This window comes from Corallococcus caeni, from assembly GCF_036245865.1.
GTDB lineage: Bacteria > Myxococcota > Myxococcia > Myxococcales > Myxococcaceae > Corallococcus > Corallococcus caeni.
On the sequence record NZ_BTTW01000009.1, the window covers coordinates 148,597 to 173,471 of the forward strand.

The window sequence follows — 24,875 nt, forward strand, 5'->3', positions numbered from 1 at the left end:
GAGCCATGCGCCCCCTCCGCGGACTCTCCCTCTGCGGCGCGGCCCTGCTGTCGGCCTGCGCCGGTTCCTCGCCTTCGCCCGCTGTCGCTCCACCCGCGTCCGGAAACATCACGCTCGCCGCGCCCGCGGGAGACGCGTGGTACCGGGGCGCGGTGTTCTACGAGGTGTTCGTGCGCAGCTTCCAGGACTCCAACGGCGACGGCGTGGGGGACCTGCCGGGGCTCATCTCGCGGCTGGACTACCTGAACGACGGCAACCCGGCGACGACGGACGACCTGGGCGTGGACGCGCTGTGGCTGATGCCGGTGTTCGCGTCGCCCAGCTACCACGGCTACGACGTGGTGGACTACGAGCGCATCCAGACGGCGTACGGCTCGCTGGAGGACCTGCAGCGGCTGTGTGACGAGGCGCACCGTCGGGGCATGCGCGTCATCCTCGACTTCGTCATCAACCACACCAGCGCGTCGCATCCGTGGTTCGTGGACTCGGCGTCCTCGGCGCAGTCGGCGAAGCGAGACTGGTACCAGTGGCGCGCGAACAACCCGGGATGGGCGCAGCCGTGGGACACGTACTCGCAGACCAACACGTGGCATCAGCGGGACACGGGCTGGTACTACGGCGTCTTCTGGGGCGGCATGCCGGACCTGAACTTCCAGACGCCCGCGGTGCGCGACGAGGTGAAGCGCCTGGCGACGCTGTGGCTCCAGCGCGGCGTGGACGGCTTCCGGCTGGACGCCGCGCGCTACCTCATCGAGACGGGCGGAGGCGTGGGACAGGCGGACACGCCGGAGACGCACGCGTTCTGGAAGGAGTTCTCCGCGCACGTGCGGTCGGTGAAGCCGGACGCGGTGCTGGTGGGTGAGAACTGGAGCGAGACGCCGTCGGTGGCGAAGTACTACGGCTCCACGGCGACGGTGCCGGGCGGGGACGAGCTGCCGCTCAACTTCAACTTCCCCCTGTCCGCGCGAGTGATTGAAGGCATCAACGCGGGCAATGGCGGGGGTGTGGCGTCGAAGCTGCTGGAGATGAAGAACAACTATCCGGCCGGCGTGGCGGACGCGCCCTTCCTCACCAACCACGACATGGTGCGGCTGGCGACGCAGTTCACGAACGACGGGTCGAAGCTGGGGCTCGCGGCGTCGGTGTTGCTGACGCTGCCGGGAGCACCGTTCCTCTACTACGGCGAGGAGGTGGGCCTGGGGAACGGCAACGCCAACAACGACGAGTCCAAGCGCACGCCGATGCCGTGGACGGCCGCCGCGGGTGGAGGCTTCACCACGGGGTCGCCCTGGTACGGCTTCTCCAGTGGCCGGGAGACGGCGAACGTGGAGGCGCAGCGGAGCAACCCGGGGTCGTTGCTGTCGCGCTACCGGGCGCTCATCCACGCGCGCCAGGGTTCGGAGGCGCTGCGCAACGGAGGCCTGCGGTTGTTCACGCCGACGACGGGCGTGTCGCGCTCGCTGGCGTTCGTGAGGACGCTGGGAGACGAGCAGGTGCTGGTGGTCCACAACTTCTCCACCGCGCCGGAGTCCGTGGGCCCGTTCGACGTGGAGGCCACGACGGCGGAGCCGCTGTTCCTGGACAACGGCGTGACACCGCTCTCGGGTGGGTCGGGAGCGTGGAAGACGAGCATCCCAGCGCGCGGCACGGGCATCTGGCGGCTGCGTTAGCTGACGACGGGCTGGCGCCAGGAGCGGGAGAGGTGGCCTTCTCCCGCTTCGTTGAAGCGGCGGATCAAGTCGGCCGCCGCACCCTTGCCCTGGCGGAGCAGCCACTTGAGCTCCGCGGGCATCAGCACCTTCACGGTGAGCAGCCGGACCTCGCCCCCGGGAAGCATGAAGCGAGAGGGCAGCGAGTCCGTCTCCATGCCGATGAGCACGGCCACGCGGCCCTCGGGGGTGATGAGGCTTTCGGGCATGCCCACGCCGTCCACTTCCATGGACAAAGTGCCGTTGGCCAGGGAGACACGGAGCTTCTCGAACTCGGCGACTTCGTAGGCGACACGTTCGAGCAGGTGCACCGGCCAGCTCTTCCACACCTCCCCGAGCGGCTCCGGCGTCTCGATGGCGAGCTCCAGCCCGAAGCCAGCGGTGGGCCGGTCCAGGATGTCATTGAACGGGTCGGACAGGCCGTCGGTAACGATGAGCATGCCGCCGTCAGCACGTCGCATGGCGATCCAGTGCTGGCTCTTGGCGGGCCATGGGCCACCCACGACGGGAGGGATGTAGAAGTCGTCGGACATGGTGCCGAGCCCGCGCCACACGGCCGCGCGGGCATGGTGAGCCTGGTCCCACAATTCGCCTCGCCGCTTCGTCTCCGCGCGGCGCACAGGGTCAAAGGTCGGTGGCCCCGTGACCGCTTCGAATTTCGCGCCCGTGATGCCCGCACGCGCCATCGCGTCCTTGATGTCCTCGGAGACGATAAGGGAGATATCCCATTCCGAGGGGCGGAACACCTTTACATCCCCCACCTTCGACGGGTCGATGCGCATGCCGTAGATGGACCTGAGGGTGCCGACCTTCTCCGGAACCCCATCCTCTTCGGTCCAGTAATAGGCCTCTTCCGAAGCCTCGATATCGACGCACGGAATGGTGCGGAGGGCATTGAGGATGAAGTATGGCCCTGCGCGGGAGTCGACCTTGACGGGGATCAATTCCACGTCGTTCGGAGCCAACTCCTGAAAAAGAGCCGCGAGCTTCGCATTGATGACCGGGGTACCGAACGCCGCATGTGAGTAATCACGGGATGCTCCCTCCAGGTCCAATGGAAGCCGAATCGGGTCCTTGAAATGCGCGGGTTTTCCACCCGTGAACTGCCAGGGATCGTCGAGTTCGCGCCCTTGGAGGTCGAGCGGATGCCCCAGGCACCAGAATCCTTCCGCGACATCCTCATAAAGGTCGAAGTATTCCATGGTCCTCACGGGATTCCCGCATCACTCAAGGCCAGTCACCCATCGATTCAGCAAGGTTCCTTCTTTTCGAATCTGGCTTGCGAGGCTTCTCAACTCCTTCGTCAAAAGCGCTCTGCAACTTTCCATGGAACTGCAGTCCTTCGTTGCCCGGCGGAGCGCGTTCAAGACTCTCTGATGGTACGCCTCTGGGTGAGGCCCCCTATGTCCCGGCACACGAACCTTGTTCGCGGGATCATCAAGCGACATCCCGGCCTTGTCGAAGATCTTCTGGAACTGGGGAGACCACGGGCCACCACGGTTCGTGGCGCTCCACCACTTGTTGGATGCGATGTGGTGCTCATGTCCCTCCGCATCCGCGCCACTCGCGACGGGGCTCTTCTCGTCCCGAGCGGACATGGCCACCGCGTTCGGCGCCAGCACCAGGGTGATGACACCCGCGGAGGACACGGCCGCGGACTCCACCTGCGCCGCCGCGCCCAGCCGGAAGCCCCCCACCTCTGCGGCCACCAACGAGGCCTGTCCTGAACCCGGGAGCGTCGCGACCTTCGCCGCGAACGTCTCCGCCGTGCTGCCCACCGCCGCCAGCGCCAGCATCACGAATGCCCGCGCCGCGTTCTTCCCCATCACCTCGCCGTACTCCTCCCCCGCATCGCGCAGCTCATCGAACGTCCGGGCCATCCGCGCCTGCTCGGACAGCTCGATCCAGCCCTGGATGAGGTTCCACACCGTGTCGATACCCAGGTAGGCGATGAGACACGCCGTCATCGTCGCCGCGACGCCCTTGGAAACGGGCTCGGGCATCAACCACAGCGCCAGGTACATCGTCCCCGTCGCGACGATGGTCGTGAGCACCGCCCGCTGATCCGTCATCCCCACCAGCGCTTCCGACGTCTCGTCCCACACCGAGTCCAGCGCGATGGCGAACGCCAGCGAACGCCGTCCGTCCTCATCCAGCGTGGTTCCAGTCTCCAGCAACTGGAGGCAGTCCCCCGGAGTCTGCTTGCGCTGGCACCACCGCCCATAGGCGCTCGCCAGCTCCCGGTCAGCATCATCCACCAGCAGTCGAGCACGCGTCGGCTCCTCCACGGAGACCAATCCCAGGCGCCCGCGCACGTGGGCATACGCCTTCGTGGAGAACGAGCCCGCGAACTGCCGATACGCAGCCTCACGAGGATGCGGGGACACCGGCGCGTCCTCCGCCAGCGTCCGCACCGCCTCCGTGAACGCCTCCTCCTCCAGAGGCTCAGGCGCGACCTCCGCCCCAGGCACATGGACGACCGGCGCCCCACGCCCCGTCTTCAGCCGGACGCCGCGCGTCGCTGAACACCCCGTGCCCAGCAACAACAACAGCACCGCGACCGCCCAGCTCCGACACGAGGACATGGATGCCTCCAGGGCATCCATCCTCGGCCGCGCGGGCTCACCGCAACCAGGACCTCCCGAGCACCCCGCGGGAGCCCTCCATCACGGGGCGGGCGACGACGGACCCACGCTTCCCGCGTCCACAGCAGGCGCGTCCACGGGCGCCCCGGCGTCCTCCACCGTGCCCGCATCCGGAGCCACGGCCGCCGGCGCCACGGCCTTCCCCGACGGAACCACCAGGTCCCACGCCGGCTTCGTGGCCCCCAGCACCTCTTCCTGCGTGGTGCCCGGCGCCACCAGCAGATCCACCACCGGCGACTGCGACGGGTCTCCCTTGCGCCCGCCACCGAAGCGGTCGTTGTACGGCTCCCCCGCCATGATGCCCATGGCCATGAGTTGCTGATTCGCGGTCGTGTCCCCGCCAAACATCCCGCCCAGCGACACGCGCCGCTCGAGCGTCGCGCCCGTCACCGCGACGCCGTAGCCCCAGTCCGCGCTCGCGTGCGCGCCGAGGAAACGGTCCGGCACCGTGAACATCACCGTGCGCCCGCTCACCTGGATGATCGTGGGGAAGAACACCCGCGCCTCCAGCTCCTGCTCCACGGCCGCGTTCAGCTCCGACTCCACCTTGCCGCCAATCCCGCCCGACTTCTTCTCGTACGCATCCAGCGCCACCTGCCGCCAGTGCTTGCGCAGCGTCTCGCGCGCCTCGTACGGACGCGGCGTCAGCACCACCGCCTTCTCCCACCCCGAGTCCGCCGCCAGCGTGAGCCCCCGCCCCGGCAGCGTGTCCGTGCGTCCGGATCCCGGCTTGCGGTCCTGGTCCACGTACAGGTCCACGTTGAACGTGTAGAAGCCGTGCCGCGCGCGCTCCGCGACCGTCGCGCCCTCCAGGTCCACCGACTGCGCGCGCGAGGGCCTCGCGATGGGGTGTGAGAACGTCACCTCGAACCGCGTCGCCTCGCCGTCCGCGAACGCCGCCACCGACACCACGTCCAGGTCCCCGGGCCCCAGGTCCGTCCGGCGCGGATACACCAGCTCGCCGTCGCCGTGGTCGTCCCCCACCGGGTCCGTCAGCCGGAACAGCAGCGCGTCCTCGCGCGTCTTGCCGCCGGAACACGCGGCCAGGGTGGAGGCGAGCAGGAGCGCGGACACGCGAGAACGCACGAACATGGAGGGGCACCTCATGCACGAAGGAACGGCCCGTCAGGTGTACCGCGCGGTGCCCCAAACGCAAGGAGCCCGGAGTGCCTTCACAGGCGCCCCGGGCTCCCACTGCCGCCTCACGCCCCGCCGGAAGCGGGGCGCGCGGTGACTAGAACTGCGCCTTCATGAACGCCTTGACGCGCATCTGCTCGAAGTTGCGCTCCTCCAGGCTGTTCCAACCGCCGTTGCGGTTGGTGAAGCCGCGCGAACCCACCGCCACGCCGTGGTCGGCCGCGATGGTGTCGTCCGCGTACTGCACCACGAAGCCGTCGCCGAAGTCGGGACGGAAGGTGCCGAACGCGTACTGGCCCTCCAGACCGAACTCCACGCCGGACAGGATGTAGCGCGCCTTCACCAGCACCTGGTTCTTGTTGTGCTTGCCGGACGCCATCTCGTGGTTGTTGTACGCCTGGAACGCCGTGTTGCCGTCCAGCAGGTCCGCGAAGAACTTGGAGTAGCTGGCGGACACGTACAGGTCGTCCGTGAACTGGTAGCCCGCGCCGGCCGTGAACGTCGTGTAGTCCAGCAGGCGGTCGTCGTCGCCGATGTTGTCGAACGGCTTGAACTGGTAGCCCGTCTCACCCTGGCTGTTCGTGATGACGCTCGGGTTGCTGTAGACGCCGGAGGTGCTGTTGCCCGCGCTGTACTCGTTGACCAGCGTGTTGTCGCACGCCACGCCGCCGCCCGCGCACGCGCCGGACTGGAACGGCAGGAAGCGCGGGTCGTTCAGGCGCTTGTCCGTCTCGTGGATGTACTTGAACTTGCCGAACACATCGATGCCCTTCAGCACGTCCACCACGTACTTGGCGCGCAGCGCGACCAGGTGCGTCTTCTTGTCCTGGAAGGGCTGGTAGGCCGTGCGGAAGTTGTGGCCCACGCCAGAGTCCAGCTCCGTGCCGGGGTACGTGGTGTTGTTCAGCGACTCCTGGTCGTTGCCGTACGCCTGCCAGTTGGTGTTGTAGGTGATGAAGGAATACTCACCGCCCAGCTCCAGCGCGCCGTTGGTGTAGACCGGGTTCGCCGTCACGCCCTTCCAACCGATGGCCGTCTCCGCCATGGGCTCGTCGAAGTCCGTGAAGTCGTTGTCCACGTTGATGGTCGCGACCTGCTGGGCCTCGCTCGTCCAGCCGCCGTAGCCGATGCGGGTGGGGTTGCCCTTGTAGATGCCGTAGGCCGCGTTGGACGGACCGGGGAACGCGAAGCTGCCGTCGTGACCTTCCGTGAGCAGCACGTCCGCCTCGCGGCGGCTGGCCATCACCGCCACGTAGTCCGCGCCGATGCTGAACAGCTGGAAGTTGAACGACAGGCCCACGTCCAGCGGGTCGTTGAGGGACGCGTTCAGCATGTACGTCTGGTCGGTGTGGTGGCCCGCCAGCACCGCGCTGTAGCCGCCGATGCCGCCGAAGTTCGCCGGCGACAGCACGGGGTCCGCGTTGGAGTACGACGAGTACACCGCGCCGCGCACGTCCAGCCACGAGCCCATGTGCAGGCCCGCCTTCAGACCGCCCACGCCGTTGCGGTAGCGCGGCGTCAGGTCGCGGCCGTCGTCGAAGTTGGTGTCCTCGGTGTTGACCTCCTGGTCGTTGGCGTACTGGAAGATGCCGCCCACGTCGAAGAGCTCGGAGGCCGTGTACTTCGCCTGGAAGCCGTAGGCCGCGTCACGCGCGTGGAAGGCGCCCGTGCTGAAGTTCGGGCCGGCCCACAAGCGGGGCAGCGAGATGCGCGCCGCGTCCCACGTGAGCTTCCGGTCGAAGTTGGAGCCCTGCAGCATGATGGCCGCCGCGTTGTCGCGGTCGATGTAACGGACGCGGCCGATGACGAACGGGTCGAACTGGCCCAGGTCCGTCGCGCCGATGAGCGCCGAGTCGATGAGGTAGCCCGGACGCAGCGTCACGGACATGCCGCGCAGCTTGATGTACTGGTTGGAGCGCGGGTCGAACTCGCCGCAGTCGCCCGCGGTGCAGTTCGTCGGCGGGTTGCGGCCGCCGAAGCCGCCGAAGTTCGTCCAGAAGTTCTGGTTGAAGCGGCTGTGGATGCGGCCGTTGACCTCCACCTGCGGGGAGATCTTCGCGTTCAGCAGGAGCTCCAGCTCCGTGCCGATGCCGTTGTCGCCGTAGCCCTCACCGGGCACGGTCGTGAAGTTGTAGAGGGCGCCCTGGTCGCGCTGCGTGCCCCAGAGGTACTTCGTATAGGTCGTGCCACCAATGGTGAGCTTGGGGCCGCTGTCCTGCGCCATGGCCGCCCCGGGAATGAGGCCGACCGCCACGGTGAGCGCACACGCTCCCCGCACCACGTTCTTGCGATTCTTCATGATGTCCGGAAAACCCTTGTCGAAAGCTTTGAACCAGAGGGGGGTCATCCCCTCTCCCGGGCCGCCGCGGGGTCACCACGGCAGCCCTCCCCGTGTCACATCAAACCTTGAAACGGACTGTTTTGAACAGTCCACCACCGACTACTTCGTCGGCGTGGCCGTCGTCGGCGCCGGAGCGACCGACGTTCCAGCCGGAGCGGCCGGCGTGGGCGCCGGAGCCGGGGCCGGAGCCGCGGGGGCCGGAGCGGCCGGAGCCGGGGCCGGAGCCGCCGCCGCCGCGCCACCCTGCGCCGCCGGGCGCTTCTCGCCGGAGACCATCTTCAGCGTGGCCTTCTTCGTGGCGGAGCCGTCACCCGCGCACTCGTAGGCGAGCATGTCGTACTGGGCCTTGATTTCAGAGCTGTCGCCCTTGCCCTGGCCCGCGAGCACGTCAATCACGTGCGGGTCGCAGTTGAAGTCGGAGCCGCCGCCGAAGCGGTGCTGGCCCTCGTACTCGTTGACGCGGCGGGTGAGCAGGTCGTTGTCCGCGGGGAAGCCCTCGTTGGACTGCATCACGACCTGGTAGCCCCAGGTGGAGGGGTCACCGGCGCCCAGGTCCGCGTTCATGACCGTGGCGGTGATCTTGTTGCCGGAGGCGCGCACCTTGGTGGGCACCACGACGGCGCCCTTCATCGCGCCGGCCTTGTTGTTGGCCTCCGCGCGCACGCGCGACGAGCCCTGCGGCGAGATGATGATGACCTTGTCCCACGCGTCTTCCGGGGCGAAGGACACGTTGAGGCCCGGGGGGCTGTCCGTGAAGCCGCTGCCGGCCTTGTGGTCCGTGTCGATGAAGATGAAGACCTCCTGCACGGAGAAGCCGTCCGCCATCTTCCAGGGGTTCTCCAGCGACGCCTTCAGCTGGATCTCCACGTCCGTCTTGTTGCCGCCCTGGTCCAGCTTGAAGCCGGTCAGGTCGAACGAGCCCGGCTTGTACACGGGGTCCGTCGGGTAGGTGTACTTGCCCGGGCCCTTGTCGTCGCCGGTGGGGTCCTTGAACGACACCTTGTCGGCCAGGGCCGGGGCCGCGGACAGGGAAGCGGCCAGGGTGAGGACTGCGATGCGGGGGTTGATCATGGGGGTGTTTGCTCCTTGCAACGACAGACGAAAGGACTGCGAAGAACGACCGCGGGACTAACCCTTCACGCCACCGGCGGTGAGCCCGGAGACGAGGTACTTCTGCAGGAAGAGGAAGAGGAACACGACGGGCACGGACACGATGATGGAGCCGGCCGCGAAGTAGCCCCACTGCTGGCTGAAGCCGCCCACGAAGAAGCGCAGGCCCACCGGCGCCGTGTACATGGCTTCCTGGTCCATGAACGTCGCCGCGAGGATGAACTCGTTCCACGCCGTCATGAAGCTGAACAGCGCCGTCACCGCCACCGCGGGCTTGGCCAGCGGCAGGATGATGCTCCAGAAGATGCGCCCCGGGGACGCGCCGTCCATCAGCGCCGCCTCCTCCAGGTCCTTGGGGATGGTGTCGAAGTAGCCCTTGAGCATCCACACGCTGAACGGGATGGACGTGGTGGCGTACACGATGATGAGGCCCAGCCGGCTGCTGCCCAGCCCCAGCCACTGCACCAGGATGATGTAGAGCGGGATGAGCATCAGCGTGCCCGGGAACATCTGGGACACGAGGAACGCCATCATGCCCGCGCGCTGGCCGGGGAACTTGAAGCGGCTGAAGGCATACGCCGCCGTGCACGCCATGAAGACGCCCAGCACCGTGGTGCCAATGGCCACGATGGCGCTGTTGAGCATCCACTTCGCGAACGGCTGATCCGACATCACCGACACGAAGTTGGAGACGGAGAAGCTCTCCGGCCACGGCGTCACCGCGCGCAGCCGGTCCCAGAAGGTGGGGTTCTCCGGCAGCGTGGCGATGGCCAGGCTCTGCTTGCCGGAGAAGGCCAGGCTCACCACCCAGAGGATGGGGTAGATGGTGAAGAGGGTGAAGGCGATGAGCACCGCGTGCAGCGGCAGGTGCGGGATGCCTTCGCGACGTTCAGAGAAGAGCGCCATGGGGTTTACGCGGCCTCCGTGGCGCGGCTCATGCGGTTCTGCACCATGCTGTAGAGCAGCAGGATGCCGAAGATGACGGTGGAGTACGCCGCCGCGTAGCCGTGGCGGTAGCGCTCGAAGGCGAACTTGTACGCCTGGGTGACGAGGATCTCCGTGGAGCCGCCCGGGTCGCCGCCCGTCACCAGGAAGATGATGTTGAACATGTTGAAGGTCCACACCACCGACAGGATGACCGCGGGCACCAGCGCGGGCTTCAGCGCGGGCAGCGTGATGGCGGTGAACTGCTGCCACCGGTTGGCGCCGTCCACGCGCGCCGCCTCGTAGAGCTCACCGGGGATGGACTGGAGCGCGCCCAGCGACACCACCATCATGAACGGGAAGGACAGCCAGCCATTGGTGGCGAGCGCCGTGAAGAACGACGTGAAGGGGGAATCGAACCACGCCAGCCCTTCCCCACCGAACATCCGGATGACGTGGTTCACCACGCCGAACTGCTGGTGGAACATGCCCTTCCAGATGAGCGCGGTGATGTAGTTGGGCATGGCCCACGGCAGGATGAGCAGCACGCGGTACACCGGCCGCATCTTCAGCTTCGGCACGTTGAGCGCCAGCGCGAGCAGCAGGCCCACCGTCACGCCGATGGTGACGTTCGTCACCGTCCACACGATGGTGAAGAGCAGCGTGTAGTAGAAGTTCAGGTAGTTGAAGACCCACGAGCCATCCGCGGCCGTCTTCGCGAAGCTGAAGTCGCCCAGGATGTCCGCGTAGTTGCGGAAGCCCACCCACAGCTCCGACAACGGCTGGCTGCTGTTGTAGAGGTTGGCGTCCGTGAACGACAGCGTGATGCCGTAGGCGAAGGGGAAGAACACCAGCACCACCATGCCCACCATGGCCGGCGCGATGTACGCGTACGCCTGCCGGTACTCCACCGTCGTCCGCACCGCCCGGTGCAGCGCGCCCAGGCCGATGAACAGCAGCACCGCCAGGCCCAGCACGCCCAGCGCGCCCAGCGCCTTGCCCGCGTTGCCGCGCACCTGCGCGCCCGCCGCCGCCAGCTTGTCCGCGTCCGGCGCGCCGGAGTCCGTCAGCCGCCCCAGCGGACGGCGCATCATGTCCGCGTCCCACGCGCCGGGCTTCAGCGCCGGGTCCGCCTTCAGGTTGTTGGCGGCGATGAGCGACTGGGCCTTCTCGCCGCGCGTGCGCAGCTCCGCGCTGACGGCGTTCTCCGTCTCCCGCAGCTCCGCGTCCAGCGCGCGCAGCGAGTACACGGTGTAGCCACCCAGGCCCGCCAGGAACAGCGCCGCCGCCACCGCCACGCGCACGCCCTGGCGCGACAGCGCGAACACCGCGGCCGCGCACGCCGCCAGCGGCAGCAGGAACGCCAGCAGCACCGCCGTCCACGACGGCGCGTCAGCCTTCACCACCGCCGGGGTGAGGGACTCCACGGAGCCCACCACCTGCCCGTCCACCTCCACGGGCGCGGACAGCAGGCGGCTGGCGCCCGCGTCGAGCAGCTCCGACTCCACCTCCGGCTTGCGCGCCCCGCCCTCCTCGCGGTTCGTCTCCACCGCGGTGCGCAGGCGCTGGCCGCGGTCGTACAGCGGCTTCTCGTCGCGCGACAGCTTGCGCGGCGCCGCCTTCTCCCCGGTGTCCTGCGGGAAGGTGGACGCCTCCAGCCGGATGCCGCTGAAGGCGATGACGCGCACGGCGCTGCCCGGCATGCCGGGCCAGCCCGCCACCACGGCACGCACGGCGTCGCCCGTGCCTCCCGCGCGCTGCACCAGGTCCGCCAGCCCCAGCAGGGACACGGCGGCGGTGCGCTGCTCGCGCTCCGCCGCGCGCTCCTGGTTGGCGCGCGCCAGCAGGCCGTGCGCCAGCAGCAGGGACACGCCCAGCGCCAGGGCGAGCCCCACCAGCACGCGCCCCCGGTGCCCGCCCGCACGGCCGGACGGGCCCGCGGTGGAGGGGCCTGTCGCGGCGTTGTTCAGCGGAGTGCCGGCCGGCGTGGGGGCGCCGGCCTGGGAGGGCGACTGCTGGGGGGCGTTCTGGCTCACTTCAGGTCCTCACTTACTTCTTGCGCAGGCCGGCGACGTCCTTCGCCACGCTCTTCTGGGCCGCGTCCAGCGCCGCCTTGGGGGTGGCGGTGTTCTTGAACACGGTGTTCATCGCGCTGGTGGCGGGGGTCCAGACCATGGACATCTCCGGCAGGTTGGGCATGGGCACCGCCACGTCCACCTGGGCCTTCATCGCCTTGAGCAGCGGATCCGCGGCCACCTTCGCGTCCTGGTACACCGCCGTGTTGGACGGGCTCTGGCGGCCTTCCAGCGCCAGCGTCTTCTCCGCGCCCGCGTCGGTGAGGAACTTCGCGAAGTCGTACGCCGCTTCCTTGTTCTTGGACGGGGCGGCCACGTACACGCCCTCCACCGTCATCCAGGGCTTCAGCGGCGTGCCCTTGTTCTCATCCAGCGTGGGCAGTGGCGCCAGGCCGTACTCCACGTTCTTGGCGACCTCGCCCAGGAACCACGGGCCGGAGAACACCATCGCGGCCTTGCCCTCGTTGAAGAGGGAGGTGATGAGCGCGCTGGAGGGCTCCGCGGGGAGGATGCCGTCCTTGTTCTTCCACTTGAGGACCTGCTCCACCGACTTCACGTTGGCGGGCGAGTTCATCGTGGGGGCGCCCTTCGCGTCGAACACGCCACCGCCGAAGCCGTTCATCACCGCCGCGTGGTAGTAGAAGTCGTTGTACGCGTACGCCAGCCCGAAGCGGCCCGCCTTGGAGTCGGTGAGCTTCTTGGCCATCGTCACCAGCTCGCCGGACGTCTTGGGCGGCGTGGGGACCAGCTTCTTGTTGTAGATGAGCGTGATGACCTTGTAGTTCAGCGGCAGGCCGTACGTCGTCCCCCGGTACGTCATCGCCTCCATCGTCGTGGGGATGAAGCGCTTCTTCGTGGCATCATCCAGGAAGAAGTCGATGGGCTCCACCGTGTTGCCCGCTTCAATCCAGCCGCCCAGCCGGTCCTGCGCGAAGATGAAGAGGTCCGGGCCCTTGCCGCGCGGCACGGTGGCGCTGATTTTATCCGCGTAGGCGTCGTAGGGCACCGCCAGCGTGGTGACCTTGACCTTGCCTTCGTTCGCCTTGTTGTACTCGGCGACCACCTTCTCCAGCGCGGCCTTCTCCTCCGCGCGGTAGGCGTGCCAGAGCACCAGCTCCGTGGCGGCGAAGGACGGGACGGGCAACAGGCCGACTGCGCACAGACAGAGGGCCGCGAGCAACGTTCGCAGGTGCGTCATTGGGGAAAGCCTCCGGGATATCAAACGGACAGCCGCAGCTCGGATTCAGCGTCGAAGAGGTGCAGGGACTCCAGCTCCACCGTCACGGGCACGGCGACGCCCGGCTCCGGGGTGGCCTGGGGCGGCAGGCGGAAGACCAGCGGGTTGTCCCCCAGGCGGGCGTGCACGATGAGCTCGTTGCCCAGCGGCTCCACCAGCTCCACGCGCGCCTCCACCGGCGAGGACTCGCCGCGCGCCGTGGCGCCCGCGGGCAGGATGTTGTCCGGACGCAGGCCCACCTTCACCTTGCGGCCGCCCTTCCCCGCCGTCGCCGCGCGCAGCTTCTGCGGCACCGGCAACCGGAAGCCGTCACCGGACAGCGACGTGCCGTCCGCGTCCAGCGTGGCGGCGAGCATGTTGATGGGCGGCGTGCCGATGAACTGCGCCACGAACACGTTGACCGGCTTCTCGTAGACCTCCAGCGGGGTGCCCAGTTGCTGGAGCTTGCCGTCCTTCATCACCGCGATGCGGTGGCCCATGGTCATCGCTTCGATCTGGTCGTGCGTGACGTAGACGGACGTGACCTGGAGCCGGTGCTGCAGCTTCTTGATCTCCGAGCGCATCTGCACGCGCAGCTTCGCGTCCAGGTTGGAGAGCGGCTCGTCGAAGAGGAACACCGCCGGCTTGCGCACGATGGCGCGGCCCAGGGCCACGCGCTGGCGCTGGCCGCCGGACAGCGCCTTGGGCTTGCGGTCCAAGAGGTGCGTGATGCCCAGAATCTCCGCCGCCTCGTCCACCAGCTTGTCCATCTCCGGCTTGGGCGTCTTGCGGATCTTGAGGCCGAACTCCAGGTTCTGCCGCACGGACATGTGCGGGTAGAGCGCGTAGTTCTGGAACACCATGGAGACGTCCCGGTCCTTCGGTGGCAGCGCGTTCACCGCGCGCTCACCGATGGAGATGGTGCCTCCCGAAATCTCCTCCAGGCCGGCGATCATCCGGAGCGCCGTGGACTTGCCGCACCCGGACGGCCCCACGAGGACCATGAACTCATGGTCGCGGATATCGAGGTTGAGCCCCTCGATGACCGACACGTCTCCGTACCGCTTCGCCACGTCCTTGAACGACACGCCGGCCATCAGGCCCTCCAGCAAGAGCCCCGCTCGCGCCGGTGACAACAGCACGTCCGGGTCAGGTTCTGCGCACGCTCCGCCGGGTGCCTCACGGCACGCGTCCGAGGATGCGCGCGGACAGCGGCGGCAGCGCCAGGTCCAGCGTGGCGCCCGCCTTCGTCCGCCCTCCGTTCAGCAGGTCCTCCACCTCGCCGACGCCCGTCCAACCGTCCGGCCACGGCACCGACGCCGTGCCCTTCGTCTTGCCGCGGTTCACCGCCACCACCACCGTGTCGCCCGACGCTTCGTCCCGCCGCTGGAAGACATACACATCGCCCTCCGTGGAGAGCGGCGCGTGCACGCCCCGCGACAGGGCCGGATGCGCGCGGCGGATGGCGATGAGGCGCTTGTAATACTCGCGCAGGGACTCGTCGCGTTTCTTGCCCGCGCCCGGCTTCACCGCTTGCTTGCCCCACGGCATGTCGCCGCGGTTCTGCGGCCAGTCCCCGCCCGCGCGGCCCACTTCCTCGCCGTAGTAGATGACGGGGATGCCGGCCGTCGTGAGCTGCAGCGTGGCGGCCAGGCGGAAGAGGGGCACGTTGCCCTGGAGCTGGTGCAGCGCCCCGTCCACGTCGTGCGACGACAGGAAGTGCGCCAGGTGGTGCCCCGCCGTCACCTTCGCGCGCGACTGGAGATAGCGGTCGAACGCCACCGTGCGGCCGCGCCCCTGGATGAAGCCGAGCGTGTTGCCCTGGAAGGCGAAGTCGAACCCGGCGTCCATCTCATCCGGGGTGAAGTACGACGCCAGTGACTCCACGTCGCCGCCCCACAGCTCGCCCAGCAGGAAGAAGTCCGGGGAGACCTCCGCGCGCGTGCGGCGGCGGTGCTCCTTCCAGAAGTCGTGCGACACGTGCTTCACGGTGTCCAGCCGGAAGCCGTCCACGCCGGAGCGCTTCGCCCAGTCAAGCTGCGCGTCCAGCAGGTACTTCGCCACCTCCGGCCGCTCCGTCTTGAAGTCCGGCAGGCCCGCCACGCACGACGTCAGGTCGTCCGAGCCGCAGGTGCCCTTGTCCTCGGAGCGCAGCCAGTCCGGGTGGTCCTTCAGGTAGCGCGAGTTGTAGCCCGGGTGGTTGTAGACGACGTCCAGCAGCACGCGGATGCCGCGCGCGTGCGCCGCGTCCACCAGCGCCTTGAAGTCCGCCTCCGTGCCGAAGCGCGGATCCAACGCGTGGAAGTCGTCCGCCCAGTAGCCGTGGTAGCCCCAGTCCGGGAAGCCGGAGCCGGTCACGAAGCCGGGGATCTGCTGGAGCAGCGGCGTCACCCACAGCGCCGTCACGCCCAGCGACGACAGCTCGTCCAGGTTCGCGGTGAGCCCCTTCAGGTCGCCGCCGTGGAAGGTGCCCGGCGCCTTCACGTCGCCCTTCTCGTTGTTGGAAGGGTCGCCGTCCGCGAACCGGTCCACCACCACGAAGTACAGCACCTCGTCCGCCCAGGGCCGCGCGGGCTCCTTCTTCGCCGGAGCCTGGAGGGGCTGCGCGGGCGCGGCCTCCTTCACGGGTTCCGGCGCGGGGGTGGCGGCAGCCTCCGTCGCGGGCGCGGCGGGCTGCGTCGCGGCGGCCTCCGGCGCGGGTTGCGTCGGCGTGGGGGCCGTGGCGCACCCCGCCAGACACAAGGCGACCAGGCCCTGGAACATCGGGCGCCACCGACCGCGGTGGGAGACAGCGTTCGGTTGTGGGCAGGGGAGGCGTGAGGCCATCTGGGCGCGGCACTGTATCCAACAGTCTTGAAATGGGTGAAGGGGCGTCGGAACAATCGGCTGATGCCGCAACGCGCCATGTCCAGGATGTCTTCCTCTGCACATCCGTGTGACGCATGGCGTGAGCGGACTCAACGGAGCGCGCGGTTCCTGCCGCACCGCGTCTCGTTTTCGGGCCCCGTTGGCATCCGACGTCACGGGGTGGATGCGCCGGTCCCGACGCGGATCATCCAGAGGGTCACGCAAACCGCGAAAGCGCTCCGCGATCACCCGTGACAGGACCGGCTGCTACCGTGCCCGGGATTTACACCCCCTCTGGAGGTTTCCCCTGAGAGTTCCATTCGCAGTCCCCCGCATGACGCGAGCGCTCGCGTTCGGCGGGCTCTTCGCCGCGCTGCTTCCCATGTCCTCGCTGGCGGCGCCCACGTCGGTGACGGTCGTTGGCGATCTGCAGAGCGAGGCAGGCTGTGCCGCGGACAACGACCCCGGCTGCGCGCAGACGGCGCTGACGTATGACGCGGCGGACGACAAGTGGCAGGGCTCGTTCAACGTGCCGGTGGGCACGTGGCACTTCAAGGTCGCGCTGGACGGTTCGCTGTCGCAGACACACGGCGGCCCCGGCGGCGCGGACGTGGTGCTGAACCAGACGGCGGCGGGCGCGGTGAAGTTCTACTTCGACGCGAACACGCTGTACGTGACGAGCAACCGCTCCAGCACCATCGCCACGGTGGCGGGCACGCTCCAGAGCGAGCTGGGCTGTCCCGGTGACTGGTCCCCGGACTGCCTGCGCACGATGATGCAGGACCCGGACGGCGACGGCGTCTACACCTTCACCACGAAGGCGCTGGCGAAGGGCACCTACGAGTGCAAGGTCGCGCTGAACGAGGGCTGGGCGGAGGCCTACCCCAGCAGCAACTACACGTTCGCCGTGGAGCAGGACCTCCAGGAGATGCTCTTCACGTGGAACAACGACCCGAAGTCGACCAACTACCACAAGGTGACCGTGCGGCCCGCTGACGCTCCCGCGGGCAACCTGCTGCTGGCGCGGGCGCACTGGGTGGCGCGCGACACGTTCGTGTGGAGCCCGGAGGTCGCGGTGCCCGAGGGCACGGTGTTCAAGCTGCACACGGCGCCCACGGGCGGCATGACGCTCACGGGCGAGGGCGTGCAGGGCGGCACCGCCGTGACCCTGACGGTGGATCCAGCCGGCCTCACCGCGGCGCAGGCGGCGCGCTTCCCGAACCTGGCGGGCAAGCCGGTGCTGAAGCTGTCGCAGGCGGACGCGGCGAACGCCGCCACGTGGCTCAAGGGCCAGCTGGCGCTGTCCGCCACGAACGCGGAGGGCAAGCCGCTGGACGCCACCAGCGCGCAGCTCGCGGGCGCGCTGGACGACCTGTACGCGTATGACGGCCCGCTGGGCGCCACGTTCGAGAACGGCATCCCCACGCTGCGCCTGTGGGCCCCCACGGCGAAGAGCGTGAACCTGCTCCTGTTCGCGGAAGGCAGCCCCACGTCCACCTTCACCCGCGTGCCCATGACGGCCGGCGACAAGGGCGTCTGGAGCGCGACGGGCGACGCGACGTGGAAGGGCCGCTACTTCCTCTACGAGGTGGAGGTCTACGCCCGCAAGGAGAGCAAGGTCGTCACCAACCGCGTCACCGACCCGTACTCGGTGGCCCTCTCCATCAACAGCGAGCTGAGCCAGATCGTGGACCTTTCGGACCCGGCGCTCGCGCCGCAGGGCTGGAGCACGCTGGCGAAGCCGGCGCTGGAGGCCCCGGAGGACATCGTCCTCTACGAGCTGCACGCGCGCGACTTCAGCATCAACGACCTGACGGTGCCGGAGAACGAGCGCGGCACGTTCAAGGCGTTCACGCACGAGTCCGACGGCATGAAGCACCTGACCCGGCTGGCGAAGGCGGGCCTCACGCATGTGCACCTGCTGCCGGTGTTCGACATCGCGACCATCAACGAGGACCGCGCGGGGCAGCAGCACCCGGCGGGCGACCTGGTGTCGCTGCCGCCGGACTCCGACCAGCAGCAGGCGGCGGTGAAGGCCGTGTCGGACCTGGACGGCTACAACTGGGGCTATGACCCGTACCACTACACGGTGCCGGAGGGCAGCTACTCCACCAACGCGCAGGGCACGACGCGCACGGTGGAGTTCCGGCAGATGGTGCAGGCGCTCAACCAGCACGGCCTGCGCGTGGTGATGGACGTGGTCTACAACCACACCAACTCCTCCGGGCAGGACGCCAAGAGCGTGCTGGACCGCATCGTCCCGGGCTACTACCACCGCCTCAGCGAAGACGGGAACGTGGAGACCAGCACCTGCTGCCAGAACACCGCGTCCGAGAACGCGATGATGGAGAAGCTGCTCATCGACTCCGTGGTGACGTGGGCCAAGGCGTACAAGGTGGACGGCTTCCGCTTCGACCTGATGGGCCACCACATGAAGTCCAACATGGTGAAGCTGCGCGCCACGCTGGACGCGCTCACCGTGGAGAAGGACGGCGTGGACGGCAAGGCCATCTACGTCTACGGCGAGGGCTGGGACTTCGGCGAGGTGCAGAACAACGCGCGCGGCACCAACGCCACGCAGGCCAACATGGCGGGCACGGGCATCGGCACGTTCAACGACCGCCTGCGCGACGGCGCTCGCGGCGGTGGCCCCTTCAGCGGGCTCCAGGAGCAGGGCTTCATCAGCGGCCTGCTGTCCGACCCGAACGGCACGGACCAGGGCACGGAGGCGGCGCAGAAGGACAAGCTGCTGCGCTACAGCGATTGGATCCGCGTGGGCCTCGCCGGCAACCTGAAGGACTACTCGCTGGTGGACCGCACCGGCGCCACCGTCACGGGTGAAGGCGTGGACTACAACGGCGCCAAGGCCGGCTACACCCTGGACCCGCAGGAGGTCATCACCTACGTCTCCGCGCACGACAACGAGACGCTGTTCGACGCGGTCCAGCTGAAGGCGCGGCGCGACCTGCCCATGGCGGAGCGCGTGCGGATGAACAACCTGGGCGTGTCGCTGGTGGCGCTGGGCCAGGGCATCCCGTTCTTCCACGCGGGCGACGAGCTGCTGCGCTCCAAGTCGCTGGACCGCAACAGCTACAACTCCGGTGACTGGTTCAACAAGATTGACTGGACCTACCAGTCCAACAACTGGGGCGTGGGCCTGCCCCCGGCCGCGGACAACCAGGGCAACTGGCCGCTCTTCGGGCCGCTGCTGGCGGACGCGGCGCTGAAGCCGGCGTCGGCGGACATCGTCCGGGCGCGCGACCACTTCGAGGAGATGCTGACCATCCGCAAGAGCTCGCGGCTGTTCCGCCTGCGCACCGGTGACGAGGTGAAGCAGTTGGTGCACTTCGAGAACACCGGCCCGGACCAGATCCCGGGCCTCATCGTGATGGCCATGCAGGACCACGGCACGAACGCGGAGGGCAAGCGCGCCATCGTGCTGTTCAACGGCACGGACGACGCGCAGACGTTCAAGGCGGACGCGTACAAGTCCCTGAAGCTGAAGCTCCACCCGGCGCAGCAGGCGTCCACGGACCCCGTGGTGCGCACGTCCGCGTACGACGCGGCCACGGGCGGCTTCACGGTGCCCGCGCGCACCACCGCGGTGTTCGTCACCGACGACGCGGTGGTGGACCCGGATCCGGATCCGCAGGACCCGGGCGAGTCCGACGGCTGCAACTGCCAGAGCACGGTGCCCGGCCCGCTGGGCGCCACCAGCCTGCTGATGCTGTGCGGCCTGGCGCTGAAGCTGCGCCGCCGCCGGGCGTAGTCCCGGAAGCCACCGGCTGGAAATGAAGCGGGCCCCGGATGCGGCAAGCGCGTCCGGGGCCCGTGGTGTTTCAGGGGTGGGGAGCCTCAGGGGACGGTGAGGATCTCCGCGCCCGTGTCGGTGACGAGCAGGGTGTGCTCGAACTGGGCGCTGCGCAGGCCGTCCGCGGTGACGACGGTCCAGTCGTCGTTCCACGTGCGGTGGTCCCAGTGGCCCTGGTTGATCATCGGCTCCACGGTGAAGACCATCCCGGGCTTCATGATGGTGTCAGCTTCCGGCTCGTAATAGTGGGGCACCTGGAGGGCCGTGTGGAACGTCTCACCGATGCCGTGGCCGCAGTAGGCGCGCACCACGCTGGTGCCGTTCTTCACGGCGTGGGCCTCCACCGCGCGGCCGATGTCGCTGATCGGCCGGCCGGGCTTCACCGCGGCGATGCCGATGTCCAGGCACTCCTTCGCGATCTGCACCAGGCGCTGGTGCTGCGGCTCCACGTTGCCCACCAGGTACGTGGCCGAGCAGTCGCCGTGGACGCCATCCAGGTAGATGGTGATGTCCAGGTTGACGATGTCGCCGTCCTCCAGCGCGCGGCTGTCGGGGATGCCGTGGCAGATGACCTCGTTGACGGAGGTGCAGAGCGACTTGGGGAACTTGTGGTAGTTGAGCGTGCTGGGGTAGCCGCCGCGCTTGAGGTAGGCCTCGTGCGCGATGGCGTCCAGTTCGTCCGTGGTGATGCCCACGCGCACGTGCTGGGCGGTCTCCACCAGCACCTGGGCTGCGGCCTGACAGGCGCGGCGCATGCGGGCGATGACGTCCGGCGACTTCACGTCCGGCTCGTTGCGCGAGCGCGAGGGACGGCCGGCCATGGAGTCCGCGTAGTCCGGCCGGGCGATGGTGATGGGCACCACGCGGCGGGGGCTGACGATGCCGGGGCGGACGCCCTTGCGGTTGGTGTCGGGGCCCTTCTTGCGGGCCTCCACGGTGTCCGCGCCGCGGTGGCACTTCTTGTACTTGGAGCCACTGCCGCACCAGCAGGCGTCATTGGGCCCGGGGAGGACGGCGGGGGCGGTTCGGGGGGTGGCGGTGGTCATCGGGAACCTCGGGAGCTTGTGTCGGTGATGGCGGCCTGGCGGGCGCGGGCCCAGCGGAGCATCTGGGGTTTGAGCCAGAGGCGCGGGCGCCCGGCGCCCAGGTCGAGCACCGGACGGGGCATGTCCGGATAACGGCGCAGGTACGTGCTGACGCTGTTGGGGTGGGCCAGGCGCAGGAGGCCCGCCACCTCCTGGGCGTCAATCAGGTCCTTCGTGTTCACCAGGGGGCACATGGGGCGTGTCTATACCCATAGACACCTGGGGATGCACGGTTTCCTTCCCGCGCGCGGGGCCGGGAGACCTGCCGGCCAGGGGCCTGCCTGCTTCCGGACACGACAAAGCCCCGGGCTCCATGGAGGAACCCGGGGCTTCGGGACGGCAGGGACGTCAGGTGGGGAGGACTACTCCGCCCACCAGGTCTCGGTCATCACGCTGAAGCCGTTCACGGTGTCCACGTAGATGTGGACGGTGTTGCGGCTCCAGGGGTCGTTCTCGTAGGTGATGATGCAGCCCTTGAACGACCGGCCCGCGATGAGCGAGTCCAGGTTCGCGTAGCCCGCGGTGCGGACCGAGGCGGGGATGAGGGTGTTGCCGTTGACGTAGGCGACGGCGTTCTGGACCGCGGCGCGCACCTCGGCGGCGTCGGCCAGGTTCGGGCGGATGGCGGCGCCGGACGGGACGCTGGAGGGCTCCAGGCCGAAGCACGTCTTGTCATCGCGGTAGGCGTGGCCGGCGGACGCGATGTTCCACCAGTCGAAGTGGCGCAGGGTGGTGGCGCCATAGGAGCCGTTGCTGGGGATGGCGTTCACCGCGGCGAAGAGCGCCTCCAGGGGGCGGCTCAGGGTGGCGGAGTTGCGGATGTTGCGGAAGCTCACGTCACCGATGCCCGCCGTGTCCGCGATCTGCTGCGCGGTGGTGAAGGGGCGGGTGTTGAGCAGGTTCACGGCGCCGTTCCACGCGTCCGGCAGGACGTCGTGCAGCTCCGAGTCGTCGATGCTGTTCACCAGCGCCACGATGGCGGTCTGGTCGTCACGGGAGATGGCGATGCCGTCCAGGATGCCGACGCAGTCCGCGTCGATGTAGTCCAGGGTCCGGGCGCCGCCTTCAATCTGCTTGAGCCGGGTCGGGCCGACGAGCGACACGGAGGACAGGTCCGCCAGCGACGTGAACGGCGCGGTGGCGCGACGGTTCACGATGTTGGTGACCACGTTGCTGGGCAGGTAGCGGTCCAGGACCGCGTACGTCGCCGTGTTCGCGAACTCGAGGATGCCGGAGCACTCGATGGCCACGTCGACGTTCGTCTGGGTGAGGATGGGCGCCTGCTGCTGCTCGACGGCCGGGGTGGAGGGGGCGGACTCGGAGGGAGTCTCCGCCTGGGTACCGGGACCGCAAGCGGCGAGCATGCTCACGGCAAGAAGGGCTGTGCCAAGACGACGCATCAGGAACTCCTGAATGGGGGGAGGTGCTGCGATGAGACGCGGCTCAATACACCAAATCCGTCTGACACACCCCGCCCGTCGCGCGACTTGTTCATGTCACATTTCAGTCACCGCCGATTGATTCCGCTGGGAGCATTCCGCGCGGGCACCAGGGTGAGACTTCCTGACGTGAGAGCACATGCCGAGGGGGTTCCGTCCCGTGTCCGGATGGAGTGACCTTCCAGGTCGAGTGGACTTCATGCGACCCTCTGGGTCCATGAGTCCGGAAGGGTCACAGGTGTTCCCGGCGGCGCTCCAGCCCGGCGCGGTGGTGGGGTGCTGGCGCGTGCTGGGGGCGTTGGGGGTGGGCGGGTACGGCGCGGTCTACCGGGTGGAGCCGCTGGACGCGCCGGGGCGGAGCTTCGCGCTCAAGCTGTCGCTGCATCCGGATCCCGCCCGGGCGCTGCGGGAGATGGCGCTGCTGCTGGACCGGGCGTGGCACCCGAACGTCGTGCGGGTGCATGCCACGGGGCGGTGGCCGGATCCGGTGGAGGGGCTGCCGTACTTCGTCATGGACTGGGTGGAGGGGCTGGCGCTCCACGTCTGGGCGGAGACGGTCAACCCCACGTTCCGGCAGGTGGCCATGGTGGGGGGCTCGGTGGCGATGACGCTGGGGGTGTTGCACGCACGGGGCGTGCTGCACCGGGACCTCAAGCCGGAGCACCTGTTGATCCGCACGCGGGGGCAGGTGCCGGTGCTCATCGACTTCGGCGCGGGGGACCAGGCGGGGGCCATGACGCTCACGACCACCACCCTGCCCCCGGGCACGCTGCACCTGCGCAGCCCGGAGGCCATCCGCTTCCAGCAGCGCCACTGGAGGCAGCCGGAGCTGCGCTATCCGTACAGCGCGGCGGATGACCTGTATGCCCTGGGGGTGTGCCTGTACCGGGCGGTCACCGGGCACTACCCGTTCCCGCCGGGGCAGGAGCCGGAGTTGCTGTCGGTGGCCATCACGGAGCGGCTGCCGCCGTCGCCCCGGGACATCAACCCGCAGGTGCCGGAGCCCCTGTCGCGGGCCATCCTGGGGCTGCTGGAGAAGGAGCCGGAGCAGCGGCCCCGCACGGGAGAGGCGGCGCATTCGGAGCTGATGCGGGGGCTGCTCTCCGGTGGGGCGGCGGCGTTCGAGGCGCACCTCTTCGATGAGATTCCGGGCAAGCCGAATCAGATTCGCCGTCCGGCCTGGCCGGAGCAGCCGTACCTGACGCCCGCGCCCCGGCCCCGGGCCGCGCCGGTGGTGGCGTCGGCCCCGCGCCGGTTGCCGGCCTGGGGCTGGGTGGGGGTGGCGGTGTGCCTGGGGTTGCTGCTGGCGGGACCTGGGACCTGGGAGGTCCTTCTTCGGGGCTGGACTCGCCATACAACCCCACGGGTCCCAGAGAGTGTTTCCGCCCCGGTTGGTCATAAACTGGCCAGCGCACCGGACAGCCCGCACAGTGTTCCTGTCGCCGCCCAGCCGCTCGCGAGCCCTTCCCCGGCGACCGCTACCTCCATGGTGGCACTTCCCAAGGAACACACTCTCGTGACGACAAAACCCTCTGTTCCACCGTCTCCGAAGACTGGTCGCACCCTCAAGACCGCGGCGATTGCGTCCTGCGTGGCGGGCATGGCCTGCGCCAGCGCGCCCCTGGTGGATCGCCCCACGCCTCCCGCCGAGGACTGTCCGCTGGATGCGCAGGAGGCCATGCAGAAGCTGAAAATCGAAGGCCTCCAGTGGTCCGCCATGTTCGAGCCGAGCACGCGCGCCGATGGATTCGTCACGGTCCGCGAGGGACGTGCCGCTGTGTACACGCAAGGCAGCGGGGGGCGTGTGCATTGGGGCTCCATGCTGACCGGTACGCTCTACGTCGGCTCAAAGCGGGTCTACGGTCGGTTCACCCAACTGCGGCAGAAGAAGACAGGTGAAACATTTCCCGTCTGTATCGAGCTCTGGTTCCTCGACGACAGCACTCGGGGCATTCCTCGCAGTGAAGGGGGAGACGAGAACACCGCGGTCGTTCCCAACATGATGTCCGTGCGTGGAGTGTGGCGATACGACGAATAGGAGGACACATGCTCCTGTTCTTGCTTCCGTTTCTGGCAGCCGCGGATGGAGGGGTGTCCGCCGATGCAGTCACGCCGCTTCCCGACCAGGTCTGTCCTGTTGTGGGATTGGCGGCGATGCTCTCCAAGACGACCCTGGATCAAAGGGGAGTCAAGGCATTGGAATTGAGGGGGCTCTCGGGCGTGGAATTCCAGGTCAGGAGCTTCCGCTCCGCCCGCCGGGTCTCGGTGCAGCTGGAATTCTCCGGGCCAATGCCACTGTCAGGCAAGGTCGCCAGGGCGAGCCTCATGGGTCCGAATCATCAGCCCTTGACGATCGTGGAAGTGATTGAGGTTGCGCCCGCCCCTGAAGACGGAATCGCCCGGATCATCGTGGAAGCCGAAGCCCAGCCCCGGGAGGCGCACGGTGTCTACACGCTGGAACTCCAGGACGCGGAAGGCACGCGACTGCTCGTCCAGCCAGGAGTGCGGTTCCCTTCCATCTGATCAACCCACGCCG

The 24,875-nt window shown here is 68.7% G+C and carries 17 protein-coding genes; 4 read left to right on the top strand and 13 right to left on the bottom strand.

Annotation, left to right across the window (positions count from 1 at the left end; translation table 11 throughout):
- Positions 1-5 precede the first annotated feature (5 nt).
- Positions 6-1,670 (top strand): alpha-amylase family glycosyl hydrolase, encoded by a 1,665-nt coding sequence (locus tag AABA78_RS31805; protein WP_338268970.1) that lies wholly within the window; start codon positions 6-8, stop codon positions 1,668-1,670.
- Here AABA78_RS31805 and AABA78_RS31810 read toward each other — a convergent pair.
- The 10 genes from AABA78_RS31810 to AABA78_RS31855 form a co-directional block, all read right to left on the bottom strand.
- Positions 1,667-2,911 (bottom strand): imm11 family protein, encoded by a 1,245-nt coding sequence (locus AABA78_RS31810; protein ID WP_338268972.1) that lies wholly within the window; start codon positions 2,909-2,911, stop codon positions 1,667-1,669. The genes AABA78_RS31805 and AABA78_RS31810 overlap by 4 nt on opposite strands.
- A 21-nt stretch (positions 2,912-2,932) precedes the next feature.
- Complete coding sequence (locus AABA78_RS31815; protein WP_338268974.1) at positions 2,933-4,294, bottom strand: AHH domain-containing protein; 1,362 nt, start codon at positions 4,292-4,294, stop codon at positions 2,933-2,935.
- Between the two features lie 81 nt (positions 4,295-4,375).
- The gene (locus AABA78_RS31820) at positions 4,376-5,446 is read right to left on the bottom strand and encodes a glucodextranase DOMON-like domain-containing protein (protein ID WP_338268976.1); all 1,071 of its coding nucleotides are present in this window, start codon (positions 5,444-5,446) and stop codon (positions 4,376-4,378) included.
- Positions 5,447-5,588: 142 nt separating this feature from the next.
- Positions 5,589-7,790, bottom strand: a complete 2,202-nt coding sequence (locus AABA78_RS31825; protein ID WP_338268977.1) for a hypothetical protein — start codon at positions 7,788-7,790, stop codon at positions 5,589-5,591.
- 141 nt (positions 7,791-7,931) lie between these two features.
- A complete protein-coding gene (locus AABA78_RS31830; protein WP_338268979.1) occupies positions 7,932-8,903 on the bottom strand; it encodes a glucodextranase DOMON-like domain-containing protein in 972 nt (323 codons plus the stop codon).
- 57 nt (positions 8,904-8,960) lie between these two features.
- Positions 8,961-9,848 carry a sugar ABC transporter permease gene (locus tag AABA78_RS31835; RefSeq protein WP_121722852.1) on the bottom strand — a complete coding sequence of 296 codons (888 nt, stop codon included), beginning with the start codon at positions 9,846-9,848 and terminating at the stop codon, positions 8,961-8,963.
- A gap of 5 nt (positions 9,849-9,853) precedes the next feature.
- A complete protein-coding gene (locus AABA78_RS31840; RefSeq protein WP_338268981.1) occupies positions 9,854-11,902 on the bottom strand; it encodes a carbohydrate ABC transporter permease in 2,049 nt (682 codons plus the stop codon).
- A gap of 13 nt (positions 11,903-11,915) precedes the next feature.
- Positions 11,916-13,139, bottom strand: coding sequence for an extracellular solute-binding protein (locus AABA78_RS31845; RefSeq protein WP_338268983.1), 1,224 nt, complete (start codon positions 13,137-13,139; stop codon positions 11,916-11,918).
- A gap of 20 nt (positions 13,140-13,159) precedes the next feature.
- Positions 13,160-14,254 carry an ABC transporter ATP-binding protein gene (locus AABA78_RS31850; protein ID WP_338269277.1) on the bottom strand — a complete coding sequence of 365 codons (1,095 nt, stop codon included), beginning with the start codon at positions 14,252-14,254 and terminating at the stop codon, positions 13,160-13,162.
- An 82-nt stretch (positions 14,255-14,336) separates the two neighbouring features.
- Positions 14,337-15,920 (bottom strand): alpha-amylase family glycosyl hydrolase, encoded by a 1,584-nt coding sequence (locus AABA78_RS31855; protein WP_338268984.1) that lies wholly within the window; start codon positions 15,918-15,920, stop codon positions 14,337-14,339.
- A gap of 418 nt (positions 15,921-16,338) precedes the next feature.
- Between AABA78_RS31855 and pulA the strand changes: the two genes are divergently transcribed.
- Positions 16,339-19,773: a pullulanase-type alpha-1,6-glucosidase gene (pulA, locus tag AABA78_RS31860; protein ID WP_338268986.1), complete on the top strand. Its 3,435-nt coding sequence runs from the start codon at positions 16,339-16,341 to the stop codon at positions 19,771-19,773.
- Between the two features lie 86 nt (positions 19,774-19,859).
- Here the strand turns inward: pulA and map are convergent, their stop codons facing one another.
- The 3 genes from map to AABA78_RS31875 form a co-directional block, all read right to left on the bottom strand.
- On the bottom strand, positions 19,860-20,861 hold the full coding sequence (gene map, locus AABA78_RS31865) for a type I methionyl aminopeptidase (RefSeq protein ID WP_338268988.1): 1,002 nt from the start codon (positions 20,859-20,861) through the stop codon (positions 19,860-19,862).
- A complete protein-coding gene (locus AABA78_RS31870; protein WP_207053304.1) occupies positions 20,858-21,094 on the bottom strand; it encodes a hypothetical protein in 237 nt (78 codons plus the stop codon). The genes map and AABA78_RS31870 overlap by 4 nt, the downstream gene beginning before the upstream one ends.
- A 168-nt stretch (positions 21,095-21,262) precedes the next feature.
- The gene (locus AABA78_RS31875) at positions 21,263-22,300 is read right to left on the bottom strand and encodes a hypothetical protein (RefSeq protein WP_338268990.1); all 1,038 of its coding nucleotides are present in this window, start codon (positions 22,298-22,300) and stop codon (positions 21,263-21,265) included.
- Between the two features lie 238 nt (positions 22,301-22,538).
- Here AABA78_RS31875 and AABA78_RS31880 point away from each other — a divergent pair, with 238 nt between their 5' ends.
- Complete coding sequence (locus tag AABA78_RS31880; protein ID WP_338268992.1) at positions 22,539-24,377, top strand: serine/threonine protein kinase; 1,839 nt, start codon at positions 22,539-22,541, stop codon at positions 24,375-24,377.
- 8 nt (positions 24,378-24,385) lie between these two features.
- Positions 24,386-24,862, top strand: a complete 477-nt coding sequence (locus AABA78_RS31885) for a hypothetical protein (protein ID WP_338268994.1) — start codon at positions 24,386-24,388, stop codon at positions 24,860-24,862.
- Positions 24,863-24,875: the final 13 nt, after the last annotated feature.

Excerpts from the sequence above, each read along its gene's own strand:
- AABA78_RS31815 (WP_338268974.1), bottom strand. The coding sequence starts at position 4,294 with ATGTCCTCGTGTCGGAGCTGGGCGGTCGCGGTGCTGTTGTTGTTGCTG.
- AABA78_RS31805 (WP_338268970.1), top strand. The coding sequence starts at position 6 with ATGCGCCCCCTCCGCGGACTCTCCCTCTGCGGCGCGGCCCTGCTGTCG.
- AABA78_RS31850 (WP_338269277.1), bottom strand. The coding sequence starts at position 14,254 with ATGGCCGGCGTGTCGTTCAAGGACGTGGCGAAGCGGTACGGAGACGTG.
- pulA (WP_338268986.1), top strand. The coding sequence starts at position 16,339 with ATGACGCGAGCGCTCGCGTTCGGCGGGCTCTTCGCCGCGCTGCTTCCC.
- AABA78_RS31845 (WP_338268983.1), bottom strand. The coding sequence starts at position 13,139 with ATGACGCACCTGCGAACGTTGCTCGCGGCCCTCTGTCTGTGCGCAGTC.
- AABA78_RS31875 (WP_338268990.1), bottom strand. The coding sequence starts at position 22,300 with ATGCGTCGTCTTGGCACAGCCCTTCTTGCCGTGAGCATGCTCGCCGCT.
- AABA78_RS31810 (WP_338268972.1), bottom strand. The coding sequence starts at position 2,911 with ATGGAATACTTCGACCTTTATGAGGATGTCGCGGAAGGATTCTGGTGC.
- AABA78_RS31835 (WP_121722852.1), bottom strand. The coding sequence starts at position 9,848 with ATGGCGCTCTTCTCTGAACGTCGCGAAGGCATCCCGCACCTGCCGCTG.
- AABA78_RS31855 (WP_338268984.1), bottom strand. The coding sequence starts at position 15,920 with ATGTTCCAGGGCCTGGTCGCCTTGTGTCTGGCGGGGTGCGCCACGGCC.
- AABA78_RS31820 (WP_338268976.1), bottom strand. The coding sequence starts at position 5,446 with ATGTTCGTGCGTTCTCGCGTGTCCGCGCTCCTGCTCGCCTCCACCCTG.
- AABA78_RS31870 (WP_207053304.1), bottom strand. The coding sequence starts at position 21,094 with ATGTGCCCCCTGGTGAACACGAAGGACCTGATTGACGCCCAGGAGGTG.
- AABA78_RS31825 (WP_338268977.1), bottom strand. The coding sequence starts at position 7,790 with ATGAAGAATCGCAAGAACGTGGTGCGGGGAGCGTGTGCGCTCACCGTG.
- AABA78_RS31830 (WP_338268979.1), bottom strand. The coding sequence starts at position 8,903 with ATGATCAACCCCCGCATCGCAGTCCTCACCCTGGCCGCTTCCCTGTCC.
- AABA78_RS31880 (WP_338268992.1), top strand. The coding sequence starts at position 22,539 with ATGCGACCCTCTGGGTCCATGAGTCCGGAAGGGTCACAGGTGTTCCCG.
- AABA78_RS31885 (WP_338268994.1), top strand. The coding sequence starts at position 24,386 with ATGCTCCTGTTCTTGCTTCCGTTTCTGGCAGCCGCGGATGGAGGGGTG.
- map (WP_338268988.1), bottom strand. The coding sequence starts at position 20,861 with ATGACCACCGCCACCCCCCGAACCGCCCCCGCCGTCCTCCCCGGGCCC.